The sequence below is a fragment of the Pseudidiomarina sp. genome (assembly GCF_033722695.1).
Classification (GTDB): Bacteria; Pseudomonadota; Gammaproteobacteria; order Enterobacterales; family Alteromonadaceae; genus Pseudidiomarina.
The window spans coordinates 1-13733 of record NZ_JAWVYM010000040.1; the positions used below are offsets into that span (position 1 = coordinate 1).

The window sequence follows — 13733 nt, forward strand, 5'->3', positions numbered from 1 at the left end:
GGTGCCGTGGTGAATAAAGATGTGCCTGCGTATGCATTAATGGTGGGCGTGCCCGCCCGGCAGATTGGCTGGATGAGTGAGTTTGGTGAGCAATTAGATATACCGGTGGCGGGTGATGGAGAGGCTGTATGCACCCATACCGGCGCCAGGTACGTGCTCAGTAATGGCCAACTTTCAAAAGCCTGATGGTTAGTGTTTGTGAGTAGTTCCCTCTAAAGGTTTATTCCGTATGCAATTTGTAGATTTGCCAGCCCAGCAATCCAGAATCAAGACTAAAATCGACGCTAACATCCAGAAGGTGTTGGCCCATGGAAAATATATACTTGGTCCCGAAGTGGCGGAGCTGGAGGAAAAGCTGGCCGAATTTGCTGGTGCCAAGCACTGTATTTCAGTAGCCAACGGCACAGACGCACTCCAGATTGCGCAGATGGCACTTGGGGTTGGGCCTGGTGATGAGGTTATTGTTCCAGGGTTTAGCTACATCGCCACGGCTGAAACTTCGGCGGTATTGGGTGCGAAGCCAGTGTATGTGGATATTGATCCCAACACCTACAATATGGATGCGGTAAAGCTGGAGGCGGCCATAACACCGCGCACAAAGGCGATTATCCCAGTTTCCCTTTATGGTCAGTGTGCTGATTTCGATGCCATTAACGAAGTTGCAGCCAGTCACAATCTGCCTGTTATTGAAGATGGTGCTCAAAGTTTCGGTGCCAGTTATAAGGGCAGAAAATCCTGCAACCTCAGTACGATCGGATGTACCAGCTTCTTCCCCTCCAAGCCCTTGGGTTGCTACGGCGATGGCGGTGCAATATTTACCAATGATGACGAGTTGGCTGTATTATTGCGTCAGATTGCTCGTCATGGCCAAGATCGCCGTTATCACCATATTCGAGTGGGAGTAAACAGTCGTCTCGACACGCTACAGGCGGCGATTCTTTTGCCCAAGCTTGAAATTCTGTCTGAAGAAACGGAGTTGCGAAATAAGGTTGCGCAAAGGTACACCCAGTTACTGAACAATGTGGGAATTGCAACTACACCTGTTGTTGAAAACTATAACACCTGCGCTTGGGCGCAATACACCATCCGGGTGGAAAGGCGTGACGAGGTACAGAGTCGATTGAAAGAAAATGGGATTCCGACCGCTGTGCATTATCCGATTCCGTTAAATAAGCAACCTGCTGTAGCTGACCACTCCGTATACTTGCCAGTGGGAGATGAGGTAGCGGGACAGGTGATGAGTTTGCCGATGCATCCTTATATGACTGAGGCAGACCAGAACAAGGTCGTGAGAGCTCTAACCTTGTGAATTCCGTAGCATACCGTTCTGATATTCAAGGTCTGAGAGCCATCGCGGTTATTGCCGTGATGGCTTTTCATTTTAATCCAGCCTTGCTTCCAGGTGGATTCATCGGTGTCGATGTTTTTCTGGTAATTTCTGGATTCTTGATCACCAGCATTCTATTAAACAAAAAAGCACAACCAAACTATATATTGGGCGCTGCTCTCAAATATTTCTATATCAGTCGCTTTAAGCGTATTGCTCCGGCGTATTTTATTATGCTCGTTGTCGTTGCATTCCTAGCAGCGATTTTCTTTATTCCCGAGGATTTTAGTACGTTTAAAGAAGGATTTCAGGACGCTCTTTTTTTTAATAGCAATAACTATTTTGCGGATTTTGGGGATTACTTCGCCCCTGCGAACCATGAGCAGCCTTTACTGCATACATGGTCGCTCGCAGTGGAAATCCAATTTTACCTTTTGGCACCACTACTTGTGCTTTTATTGCCAAAGCGTATATTGACGTGGGTCTTCCTTGCCTCGTCTATTGCTCTCACATTTATCGCCGAATACCGTATGCGTGCGATGGGACTCGAGCAAGCTACATATTATAGCTTGTACGCACGTATTCCCGAGTTTTTTGCGGGGTGTTTGGTGGCACTCCACCTCAGTTCATTCCATTCCGAAGCGAAGGCTCCTAAGTGGCTTCCAGAAATTGGACTGTTCCTTATTCTGGTCGCGGCTATTGCCCAACCACGTTTGGGACTTTTTCCTGGTATTGCCGGATTGCTGCCAGTTCTCGGATGCGTGTTGGTATTGCTGGGATCTCCCCACTATAAGTCAGGCCAGTGGTTATCAAATAGCTCCCTGGTATGGGTTGGTTCTTTATCTTATTCACTCTATCTATGGCACTGGCCAGTATTGGCAGTTTTGCGTTATTACACTGGGGAAGAGGTTTTAGATGGTTTTTATGGTTCGGTATTTGTAGTCCTTACGATTACACTGTCAATAATTTCCTATTATGTAATCGAATGTCCTCTCCGAGATAATAGACAGAAAAAACGCAATGTGTTCGCCTACCTTGCGTTGGGAGCAATTGTGCTTGGTGCTTCTCAGAGTTTGGCTGGGATTAATCAATATTATGCCCCGAAGGAGCTTCCAACAGAGTACCGTCGTTACGCTGATCCAGAAAAGATCTGCCATGGGCAGATAGTTGGCGATTGTTTAAGAGGGGATCTAAGTAGTAGTCGAGAAGTGTTAGTTCTCGGAGATTCTCATGCTGCTATGTTAAACCATTTTTTTGATTACCTTGGAAAGGAGTTGAGATTCAAGGCAAGAGTCATCACTGCGAGCAGTTGCGTAACTATTCCCGGTTTTGATTATGAGAGATTGCCGAAATGGGCTCAGGGTGCTTGTGTTCGTCAGCTTGAAGAGGCGGAGCGATATTTAGCTAACGCCCAAACCATAGTACTGGCCGGGATGTGGACTTATCAGGTTAAGAGCTCGACATTTCAAAGCGTATTGAGCAAGTTCCTGAATCAAATGTCTGAATCAAACGTGCGTATTATTGTCTTATCACAAGTGCCTTTGCTTAAAAGCAATCCGTTACGTACATATCGTTTTGATAACATAGGGATGAGATCAGAGACGGTTGTAAAGAAAAGCTATGAGCAAGCAAACTCGAAAATCAAAGTATTGTCGGAGAATAGGAAAGGCGTTACTTTTTTAGATTTAAGTGATTTGAGTTTATTTAGTTCACCACCGTTCTATAATGAATTGTTGACGTATTTTGATAGCCACCACCTCAATGAAATTGGTGCGCGGAACTATGCGTTTTACGCTGTAAATGAGTTTAGAAAAATTCTCTGGACACCAAGTGTTGATGCATCAAGCAGTGTGGAAGCCAGTGTAGATGTTAAGCGCACTGAAAAATAATCGTTTCTTTCGGGCTGTGGTCACTCTTGCATCCGCGAGTGCTGCAGGGCAGTTGATTATTCTTGCCGCAATGCCCTATCTGACGAGGCTGTATGCACCAGAAGCGTTTGGTGTGTTTGCGGTTTTTTCCTCCTTGATGGGGGTAGTGTTGGTCGTGTCGAGCCTAAGATATGAGCTGGCCATACCACTGCCTGCGATTGAAAGGAATGCCCGCCGTTTAGTATTCATTTCACTGGTGATCAACACAGCAACTGCGATTCTGGCTCTTATATTCGTGAGCTTTTTCCGTTTCAGGATATCCGAGTGGACAGATACCCCGTTACTAGCATCCTTTTTATGGCTACTTCCAGTCGCAATAATGACTGGTGGAACCTATAAAGCTTTAAATTATTGGGCCATTCGAAATAAAGAGTACGGGAAAATTGCTGGGACCAAGCTTTTACAGAGCAGTGCTAATGTGTTTGCTCAGGTCCTGGGTGGGCTAGCAGGGTTAGGACCTATTGGTCTTATTGTTGGTCAAATTATTGGCCAGTCTGCAGGTATGACAAAATTGATGAAAGGTCTTAGGCCTTCCCACCTCTGGCTAGAAGCTTCATGGCTTCACTCCTTTTCGTTAATGTCTCGTTATCGAAATTTTTTAAAATACGATACGCCAGCCTCGGCTGTGAATACCGCTAGTGCTCATTTGCCGAACATTGCAATGGCTTTGATATTTGGGCCAGCTACAGCAGGATTATATTATTTAGCTGAACGTATACTCTGGGTGCCAATGAGTATGGTGGGCCAAGCCGTTGGGCAAGTGTTATTTAGCCAAACACGAGAGTGCATCGCCAATGGAACCCTGTTGAATACGACATTAAAATTGTTCTTATGCTTGACGCTACTCGCTACACTCATAGCGTTACCAGTATTTTTCTGGGCAGAACCAGTATTTAAATTTATCTTTGGTGAAAAATGGAGTGTTTCTGGCACGTTTGCAAGCTGGCTTGTTCTTGGCTTATGTGTTCAGTTTATTTATAGTCCATTGTCAATGACTTTGCTTGTCACAGGAGGGCAGAAAATAAATCTTTTAATACACTCTGTCATTCTGGCTATGAAGCTTTTGGCGTTCTATATAGCCTCTTTTGTAGACTATGATGTGGCTGCAGTTAAGTTATTATCGATAGCCCTTGTCGTCGGATACGGAATTGGGACAATGCTAGTGATTTATGATGCGTATAAAGTATCCCATCATAATTCAGTATATAATCGAGCGTGACTGGTGATTGGGTTGGTTTTAATTTTTAGGGGTGAGTTGGGAAGTTTATTTTTATGATTTGTCCTGTCATAAATTATGGGTATATTTATCTGTATGATTCATGCCCTTTGATGGCTGGCCACATTGTATTTTTACTATTCTTTGAGTCATATGATGCCTAATATGTTAAAGATTTCTTTGGGAAGATACTCTGAAAGCGCTAGATTTGTTGCTTTCGCATTGCTTATGCTTCTCTACGTTTGTTCAATTGTCATGTTGTATCGTTATGATGTTGTGGCCAATGGCCTGTATTTTTCCTTTGGGTTCGATAGTGACCTACTTCCGATCACTATTATAGTTGTTTGGTTTTTTGGGGTTTTAAATTTGGGTGCTATCGGAGATTATAGAAGAATTGATAGTGCTTACAAGTTGTTCTCGCTAATGTTCATATTGATTGTTTCTTTGCCAACGTTGCTTTTCGCCGACTTGGCGGTCGGCGATTTTAAAGGTGCGATCTTTTTCGATATGGCTTTAGTGTCTGTTGTTTTGTCGCTACTTACGCGTGTTTCGGTGTTTGGCGTGCTAGCTAGGTACCCCTTGCGCTTTGGCGCCTACTACGTTCCGGTATTTATATGTTTATTTTACATCGTGTACATGTATTTCTTATACCCAGGAGAGTTGAGGTTGGTAGATCTTAATTCGGTATATGAGTTGAGGGAGCAGGCAAAAAATGTGCAGGGAGATTTCTTGAAATATTTTGTAGGGTTTATATTTGGTGTGGCTGCACCATTTTGTTTGGTTTTTGGTTTGTATAAGCGTAATGTTTTTTTTGTTATTGCTGCTATTGCTTCTTATCTCTTGTTTTATATGTCTGCTGGGCATAAAAGTGCAATTATTACGGTTGCCTTGGTCGTTTTGATTTATTTCTTGTCAGAAAGGTTGACAGTAAGATTTGCTCTTTGCATGGCGGTTCTTGGGATGACATCTATTTTTCTAATGGATTGGTATTTTTTTCACGGGATTGTGGCGGCTTTTACTTTCGATCGGATGATTGTCGCGCCGTCATCACTAACGATAATGTATTACGATTTTTTTCAAGATAATCCAAAGTTTTTCCTTTCTCACAGTGTTCTTTCGGGGCTCTTTGATAACCCTTATGCTGTAACTCCACAGCAGGTTATTGGAAGTGCCTACTTTTCAAATGATTGGGCAAACGTCAATTTTGTGGGTGAAGGTTTCGCCAATTTCGGCCGATTGGGCGTATTTTTTTATGCACTATTCGTGATCTTTGCCGTTAAGGTCTATGACCTTTTGTCAAGGGATCTTCCTGCAAGGGTGAGGTTGTCACTGTTCGTTCCAGCGCTTTTTTACCTTTTAAACGCTAGCCCCTTAACTCTTATGCTAAGTGGAGGTTACGTGGGGCTTATCTTAGTCCTATATGTAAGGGCTAGACAAAGACATGGTTACTCTTAATTTGAATTTTTGATGAAAAGAAAAGGCTAGGTTTTCACGATGAAGATACTTTCTATTATAGGTGCAAGGCCTCAATTTATTAAAGCGAGCGTGGTTTCAAAAGCGTTCGCGCAGTCCGAGTCGATTGATGAGCTGGTGCTACACACAGGGCAGCATTTCGACGAAAATATGTCTGATGTTTTTTTTAATCAACTCGGCATCCCTCGGCCTGATTTTCAGTTAGATATTCATGGTGGATCCCACGGTGAAATGACTGGGAGGATGCTGATAGAAATTGAGCGAATTATTCATGAGCATCGTCCGGACCGCGTACTGGTGTATGGGGATACAAACTCGACGTTGGCTGGTGCATTAGCGGCGGTTAAGCTTCATGTGCCTGTAGCACACGTCGAAGCGGGCCTACGCAGTTTCAATATGAGAATGCCGGAAGAGGTCAACAGAATTTTGACCGATCAGGTTAGTGATTTTCTCTTTTGCCCAACAGCTGCAGCGGTTCACAATCTGGAGAGCGAGGGGTTTAGCAGTAAGCCGGTTAAAGTTTTGAATGTAGGGGATGTCATGCAGGACTCGGCACTGCTCTTTTCGGAATTCGCTCAAGCGCCAGAAGGTGTTCAGAAAAAGCGAGATTTTGTTCTGGCAACGTTGCACCGTGCTGAAAATACGGATGACCGCGATCGGTTATCAAGTATTGTTGATGCACTTAATAAAGTCCATAGAACTGTTGCTGAGGTTATTCTGCCTTTGCATCCCCGCACGCGTGCCGCTTTAGCCAGAGAAGGGCTTTCCCTTGATGTGTGTGTTACCGATCCTGTTGGGTACTTCGAAATGCTTTGGCTGCTCAAACATAGTGGTTTAGTCCTGACTGATAGCGGTGGGGTTCAAAAGGAAGCATTTTTCTTTGGTAAGCCTTGCGTAACGATGCGAGATGAAACTGAGTGGGTCGAGCTTGTGGAGGCAGGTGTCAATACTCTTGTTGGCGCAGATAGCGATGCTATCACTACCCATGTAAAGACGAATTTTCTGCGTTCCATTAAAGATGAGGACTCTCTTTACGGTGGAGGTCAGGCATCACGGAATATTGTGCGTCACTTACTTGGGTCACGGTAGATAATTCCAAAGAGTTTTTTATATGAATGTTGTAGTTTTAACAACTGTACATCCTCGTGATGATAATAGAGTTTTCAATAAGGAAATCGCAGGGCTATCCTCCGTGCCTGGCTATAATGTATCTGCCGTGGTAGCCGATGGGCTGGGAGATGAGCATAGAAGCAAATATAATATCATCGATTTAGGAGCCCCTGACGGTAGATTATCCCGGTTTATCTCTGGAAATTTCAAAGCATTTCATCGTGTAAAGAAATTAAAGCCAGATGTGGTGCATTTTCACGATCCTGAGCTTATGTTTCTTGGCGTTATTTTCTCTATGTTAGGAATGAAGGTGGTTTTCGATGTTCATGAGAACGTGCCTGCGGATATTAAAGACAAGTACTGGATCCCGGGGTGGTTGAGGGGGGTGGTATCTCTCTTTTATAGAATTGTTGAGTTTATGTGTGTTCGTTTCTTCTCCGCTATAGTGGCCGCAACTCCCGACATATATCAAAGATATCCATCCAAGCTCGTGATTCTTTTGCAGAATTATCCACGGCTGGAAGAATTCTCGTTTTCTGACGAGGGTGGTTCTGAGGATAAGCCCCGAGGGTTTTCAATTGCCTATCTTGGTGCTATTACTCGTATCCGAGGTATAGACAATATTGTTAGATCTCTCTCGCTTTTGAGTAATAAAGCCGTCTGTTTCAAACTTGCTGGATTTTTCCAAGAGGAGGGCCACCAGCAAGATCTTGAGGCGATGCCGGAATGGAAATATGTCGATTTCATTGGCAAGGTTTCCAGGGAAGAGGTTGGACCTTTTTTGGCCGGTGCAAAGGCTGGGGTGGTTACGTTTTTGCCAGCTAATAACCATATCAATGCGCAGCCGAATAAGTTATTCGAATATATGGCGGCGGGTATACCTGTCATTGCTTCTGACTTTCCTTTGTGGCGCGAGCTTATTGAGCAACATGACTGTGGTTACCTGGTTGATCCCGAATCACCGGAATCAATTGCTGGAGCAATTAAGGCGATCCAGGAGAATCCTGACTTAGCTAAAACCAAGGGCCTGAACGGCAAGCGAGCAATTCAGTCTGAGCTTAACTGGGAGGTTGAGTCTAAGAGGTTGATTGATCTGTACCAAGGACTTGAAAAACAATTGGTTGGTGGCTACTGATGAGTGCTGGGGTTCTGGTTTCTGTTGTAATGCCGGCGTTCAATGCGGCTCGAACTATTGAAAGCTCTATTCGGTCAGTCCTGAGTCAAACCCTTCGAGATTTGGAACTGCTTGTAGTTGATGATTGCTCTACGGATGATACTGTCCAGGTTGTCAGTAAGATGGCTCGAGACGATTGTCGCATTCGCCTTATCGAGAGCCAAAGCAATAGCGGTAGTCCAGCGACGCCAAGAAACATTGGAATCAACAATGCGCGAGGTCGCTACCTGGCTTTTCTGGATTCGGATGATTCATGGGCTCCCGGGAAGTTGGAGGCTCAAGTCCGCTTCATAGAAGAGAACGGAGCCGCAATTTCCTGTACTGGTTATGAAGTAGTCGGGGCTAACGGTAAAAGGATAGGTTCGTTTGTTCCGCCTAAAGTCACTGGTTATCAGGAGCTGTTGTCGGAAAACACTTTGGGGTGTTCAACCGTGATGATTGATGTGACAAAAGTGTCTGATCTTAAATTTCCGGTGTGCGGTCATGAAGATTATGCCCTTTGGTTGAAGCTTACGCGAGGTGGGTTAGAAGCTTATGCTTTGCAGGAAAAGCTTGCTCGCTATCAAGTGGCACCGGGATCGGTTTCCTCGAATAAACTGAGGGTTCTTGGCTATTTCTGGAATATTTACAGGAACATAGAGGGGTTTTCGCTTATTCGCTCTTTATTTTATTGCGGTCGTTATGCTTGGAATGTTCGCGCAAAATACTCACGGGGGCGTGGTGCAAACCAATGAGGATCCTGGTTACCGGAGTAAGTGGTTTTGTTGGTCGGCACTTAGTTCAGGCTTTGGCACGGGATGGGCGGCACTACCTTATAGGGGTTTCCCGAAGGCAGGTTGCGCCGATACCTAGTGTGGAGTGTATCACGGGTATTGAAATTTGTTCTGGTACTGATTGGTCTGAGTGTTTAAGGGGAGTAGATGTTATTGTGCATTGTGCTGCTCGTGCGCATTTCCCGCGGGCTGTAACAGAATCAGATATTCAAAATATGGAGGATACCAACGTTGGCGGTACTTTGAGCCTTGCAGCGCAAGCAGCCAATGCGGGAGTTAAACGATTCATATTTATTAGTTCTATTGGTGTGCTTGGAGATAGCTCCGACGAGCCTTTCGATGGAACTCAGGAGCCAAAGCCCCAGTCCATCTACGCTCAAACCAAGTTAGACGCTGAGAAAGGGTTAATATCAATTTGTGACGAGAAAGGACTTGAATTTGTTATCATACGGCCCCCGATGGTCTATGGCCCTGAAGCTCCGGGTAACTTTACCCGTTTGGTTCGTTTTAGCTCATTGCCCCTACCCTTAGGTAAAGCAACTAACCTTAGGTCGTTTGTTTCCATATGGAATTTGGTGGATTTGATAAGCACGTGTTGTGATCACCCTAGAGCGAGTAACCAAGTGTTACTCGTCTGTGATGGGCAGGATGTTACAACGAAGGACTTTCTCAAGGCTATAGCTCATGCAAATGGTACCAAGTGCTATTTGCCGCCGATTCCTGCTGGGGTCATGCACTTTATACTTTCAGCGCTTGGCAAAGAGAATATATGGCAAAGCTTGTTCGGCAGGTTGCAGGTTGATGACTCTAAAACCCGTGAGTTGCTTGGTTGGAAGCCTTCCCTAAGTTTCACAGAGTCAATGAAACGTTGTTTTCAGTCTCGGCATGAGGTGGAGTAGTGATTCGGTTTTTTGACGTGATTTTTTCTTTCTTGGGGCTTACACTTGGGGCGCCGGTTTTGATTGTTTTGTTTGTATTGGGCGTGTTTGACACTGGATCTCCCTTATTTCGTCAGAAAAGGGTAGGTCGTTCCAAAAAGCCGTTCACTCTTGTCAAATTCCGAACCATGTCATTGGATACAGCTTCTGTAGCCAGCCACCTCGCCAGTAGCGCGTCGATTACTCGATTCGGGCATTTCCTTCGTCGAACTAAACTTGATGAGCTCCCGCAACTCTGGAATGTTTTTAAGGGTGAGATGAGCCTTGTTGGTCCTCGCCCTTGTTTATTCAATCAGGAAGAATTAATTGCCGAGCGCGAATCCCGCGGTGTTTTTGAGGCCCGCCCGGGTATTACCGGCTTGGCTCAAATTAATGATATCGACATGTCTACGCCATGTTTGTTGGCAGAAACTGATGCCAAGATGATGGCTCAGATGAATCTCAGGCTTTATTTTCGCTATATTTTTTTGACGGTGCTTGGAAGAGGTGCCGGTGACCGCGTAAAGGAGTGAGTGTGATCAAAGCTTTTCTGAATCTTCCCCGATTCCAGAAACGGGTCATTTCGGTAGTATCCGATATGACTGTCTTGTGCTTCGCAATCTGGGCTGCTTATGCGCTACGCCTAGAACAGCCATTATGGATGCCAAGCTTGGACCAAGCTATTGTCGCGGGTGTAACCGTCGTTTTTACAATCGGGGTTTTCGTACGTTTAGGTTTGTATAGGGCAGTAATACGTTTCCTCGGCGATAAAGCGATTCTGACAATAATCTATGGAGTGGTACTCTCCAGCCTCTCTCTTATTGTGCTTGGGTATTTGTTACAGGCCTTTGTGCCCAGGTCTGTACCTGTGATTTACGGCGCTCTTGCATTCTTATTTGTAAGCGGCACGCGTCTTGGCGTTCGAATGATTGTCAACCACCCCCGCCAGCGAAGAAAGGAATCGGTGGCCATTGTAGGTGCCGGTGATACGGGGATGCAATTGGCGTCGGCATTGGAACAGGGTACGGAATATCGTCCGGTACTTTTTGTAACGTTCCAGCGTGCAAACCATAAGGCCATGATAAATGGGCTGCCGGTAGTGAGCATTGAACATATTGCTAAGCACGCCCAGAAGCATGGGGTACGCAGGATTTTGCTGGCGCTAGATGCAGACTCAAAGGTAAATCGAAGGGATTTGCTCAAGCGCTTGGAGCCGCTGTCGATACCCGTGCAGACTGTCCCCTCAATGTCCGAATTGGTGGCCGGTCAGGCACGAATTAATGATATCCGGGACCTTGAAATAGAGGATCTGCTAGGGCGCGATCCCGTCCGACCGGATACTGTTCTGGTGGCCGACAGTCTTTACCAAAAGTCTGTAATGGTGACTGGGGCTGGCGGGTCTATCGGGTCTGAATTATGTCGCCAGATTCTCCGGCATAAACCTCGAGTACTCGTGTTATTTGAACAATCTGAGTTCTCCCTGTATGCCATTGAGCGCGAATTGCAGTCCATCAACCGGGTTGAGGGGCTTAACGTAGAGCTCCACCCGCTGCTAGGCAGTGTGACCCACCGTCGCCGCTGTGAAGTGATCATGAGGGCGTTTGGTATCCAGACGGTGTACCACGCAGCGGCTTATAAGCATGTGCCGCTGGTAGAGCATAATGTGATTGAAGGCGTTCAGAATAATGTGTTTGGCACCTGGCACGCTGCCGAGGCGGCGATTGCTACGGGGGTTGAGCGATTTGTGCTGATTTCCACGGATAAGGCGGTGCGGCCAACCAACGTGATGGGTGCAAGTAAGCGCCTGGCTGAACTGGTGCTGCAAGGGCTGGCACAGCGGCAGAGCGATACAGTTTTTTCCATGGTACGTTTCGGGAACGTGCTGGGGTCATCCGGTTCTGTTGTGCCGTTGTTCCGGGATCAGATCCGCGACGGTGGTCCTGTTACGGTTACGCACCCGGATATTATCCGTTATTTCATGACCATCCCCGAGGCCAGCCAACTAGTGCTTCAGGCCGGTAGTATGGGCCGAGGCGGTGAGGTGTTTGTTCTGGATATGGGGGAGCCGGTCAAGATTGCCGATCTCGCCAGGAAGATGATTCACCTGATGGGCCTTGATGAGAAAACCGAGGATAGCCCTGACGGGGACATTGAGGTGATGTTCACAGGCTTGCGGCCGGGTGAGAAGCTGTTTGAAGAGTTGCTGATTGGGGACGATCCCCAGGGTACTGCAAACCCCCGGATAATGATGGCCCGGGAAGCGTCCATGACCTGGGCAGAAGTGGAAGAGACGCTGGATAAACTGATGCGGGCAAGCCAGAGCTTCGATTGTAAGGGAATGCTTGAGGTTCTTCGCACTGCGCCGACTGGGTATGCGCCGAACAGTGACTTGGCAGATCTTGTTTGGTGTAGTGGTGTGTTACAAGAAGACGATGCAATTTCCGGCACAAGGGAGAATGTCCGGCGTCTGCCGGTTTAAGTTGAGTGCCGGACTATGCTTTCAACATGGATGTTTCAATGATTGATATTCAACACCACGGCGCCACCACCGGCGTCACCGGCTCTTGCCATGAACTCAAGATAGGCGCCGCCGGCGTTTTGATTGACTGCGGTCTGTTCCAGGGCCAGGAAGAAGGGCGTGGCGCGGATGCTGCCAATCTCACCATCGATTTCCCGGTTGACCACATTCGCGCGTTGATCGTCACTCATGTTCATATCGACCACGTGGGGCGTATTCCCTATTTGCTGGCTGCCGGTTATGAGGGGCCGATTATCTGTTCGGAGCCTTCGGCCATCATGCTGCCGGAGATTCTGGAAGATGCCCTGAAGATTGGTTTCACCCGGGACCGGACGCTGATCGAGCGGGTGTTGGGGCTGATTCGATCGCGGATTGTGGCGGTACCTTATGGGCAGTGGCATTCGGTGTTTGATGACGAAGCGTGTGCCCTGAAGGTCAGGCTGCAGCGGGCCGGGCATATTCTGGGTTCCGCCTATGTGGAATGCGATGCCCGGGACGGTGATGTTCAGGAGCGCATTGTGTTCAGCGGCGATCTGGGGTCGTCCCATGCGCCGTTGCTGCCGGAGCCACAATCGCCTGAAAGAGCTGACCGGTTGGTGATTGAGAGCACCTACGGTGACAAGGATCACGAAGATCGGGAAACGCGGCGTTACCGGTTGAAGGCGGTGCTGGAGCACGCGTTGGAAGATGGCGGGACCGTGTTGGTGCCGGCGTTCAGCATCGGGCGGACGCAGGAGTTGTTGTATGAAATTGAGAGTTTGATTGCCGAATTTGGCGAATCATCGATTGAAGGGGAGCTCACCTGGAACAACCTCGAAATCGTCGTTGACTCCCCCCTGGCCGCAGAATTCACCAGGATCTATCGTGACCTCAAGCCCTTCTGGGATGCCGAGGCCACGGATCTGGTCCAGCAAGGCCGCCACCCATTGTCTTTTGAGCAGCTTACGGTGATCAACGATCACAAGGACCACCTGGAAGCGGTGGAATACCTGGCGAAAACCCATCGCCCCTGTGTGGTATTGGCAGGCTCAGGCATGTGCGCCGGGGGCAGGGTGGTGAATTATCTCAAGGCAATGCTGGGCGATAAGCGCAACGATGTACTGTTTGTCGGCTACCAGGCCGAGGGCACGCCAGGACGGGTTATTCTGACCTATGCTCCCGGAGGCGGCTGGGTGGAGCTGGATGGTGAACGCTATCCTATCCATGCACGGGTTCACCAAGTCGGCGGGTATTCTGCCCATGCGGGGCAATCGGATCTGCTTCGGTTTGTTGAAGGCATTCCGCAGCCACCTTCCGA

General features: G+C 47.3%; 11 protein-coding genes and 1 pseudogene. All 12 read left to right on the top strand.

What is annotated here, in order from left to right:
* Positions 1 to 186: pseudogene (locus R3196_RS10115) on the top strand (N-acetyltransferase); the annotation flags it as partial.
* A gap of 43 nt (positions 187 to 229) precedes the next feature.
* Positions 230 to 1309, top strand: coding sequence for a DegT/DnrJ/EryC1/StrS family aminotransferase (locus tag R3196_RS10120; protein WP_318936653.1), 1080 nt, complete (start codon positions 230 to 232; stop codon positions 1307 to 1309).
* The gene (locus R3196_RS10125) at positions 1306 to 3216 is read left to right on the top strand and encodes an acyltransferase family protein (protein WP_318936654.1); all 1911 of its coding nucleotides are present in this window, start codon (positions 1306 to 1308) and stop codon (positions 3214 to 3216) included. Before R3196_RS10120 ends, R3196_RS10125 begins: the two co-directional genes overlap by 4 nt.
* Complete coding sequence (locus R3196_RS10130; protein ID WP_318936655.1) at positions 3194 to 4474, top strand: lipopolysaccharide biosynthesis protein; 1281 nt, start codon at positions 3194 to 3196, stop codon at positions 4472 to 4474. Before R3196_RS10125 ends, R3196_RS10130 begins: the two co-directional genes overlap by 23 nt.
* A gap of 162 nt (positions 4475 to 4636) precedes the next feature.
* Entirely contained in the window at positions 4637 to 5926 is a 1290-nt protein-coding gene (locus tag R3196_RS10135) for a hypothetical protein (RefSeq protein WP_318936656.1), read from the top strand.
* A gap of 39 nt (positions 5927 to 5965) precedes the next feature.
* Positions 5966 to 7033, top strand: coding sequence for a non-hydrolyzing UDP-N-acetylglucosamine 2-epimerase (gene wecB, locus R3196_RS10140; protein ID WP_318936657.1), 1068 nt, complete (start codon positions 5966 to 5968; stop codon positions 7031 to 7033).
* 22 nt (positions 7034 to 7055) lie between these two features.
* Positions 7056 to 8189: a glycosyltransferase family 4 protein gene (locus R3196_RS10145; protein ID WP_318936658.1), complete on the top strand. Its 1134-nt coding sequence runs from the start codon at positions 7056 to 7058 to the stop codon at positions 8187 to 8189.
* Positions 8189 to 8962, top strand: coding sequence for a glycosyltransferase family 2 protein (locus R3196_RS10150; protein ID WP_318936659.1), 774 nt, complete (start codon positions 8189 to 8191; stop codon positions 8960 to 8962). The genes R3196_RS10145 and R3196_RS10150 overlap by 1 nt, the downstream gene beginning before the upstream one ends.
* The gene (locus tag R3196_RS10155; RefSeq protein WP_318936660.1) at positions 8959 to 9900 is read left to right on the top strand and encodes an NAD-dependent epimerase/dehydratase family protein; all 942 of its coding nucleotides are present in this window, start codon (positions 8959 to 8961) and stop codon (positions 9898 to 9900) included. The genes R3196_RS10150 and R3196_RS10155 overlap by 4 nt, the downstream gene beginning before the upstream one ends.
* A complete protein-coding gene (locus tag R3196_RS10160; RefSeq protein WP_318936661.1) occupies positions 9900 to 10451 on the top strand; it encodes a sugar transferase in 552 nt (183 codons plus the stop codon). The genes R3196_RS10155 and R3196_RS10160 overlap by 1 nt, the downstream gene beginning before the upstream one ends.
* Positions 10452 to 10516: 65 nt before the next feature.
* Positions 10517 to 12397 carry a polysaccharide biosynthesis protein gene (locus R3196_RS10165; RefSeq protein WP_413242919.1) on the top strand — a complete coding sequence of 627 codons (1881 nt, stop codon included), beginning with the start codon at positions 10517 to 10519 and terminating at the stop codon, positions 12395 to 12397.
* 38 nt (positions 12398 to 12435) lie between these two features.
* A partial coding sequence (locus R3196_RS10170) for an MBL fold metallo-hydrolase (RefSeq protein ID WP_318936662.1) occupies positions 12436 to 13733 on the top strand: 1298 nt, incomplete at its 3' end.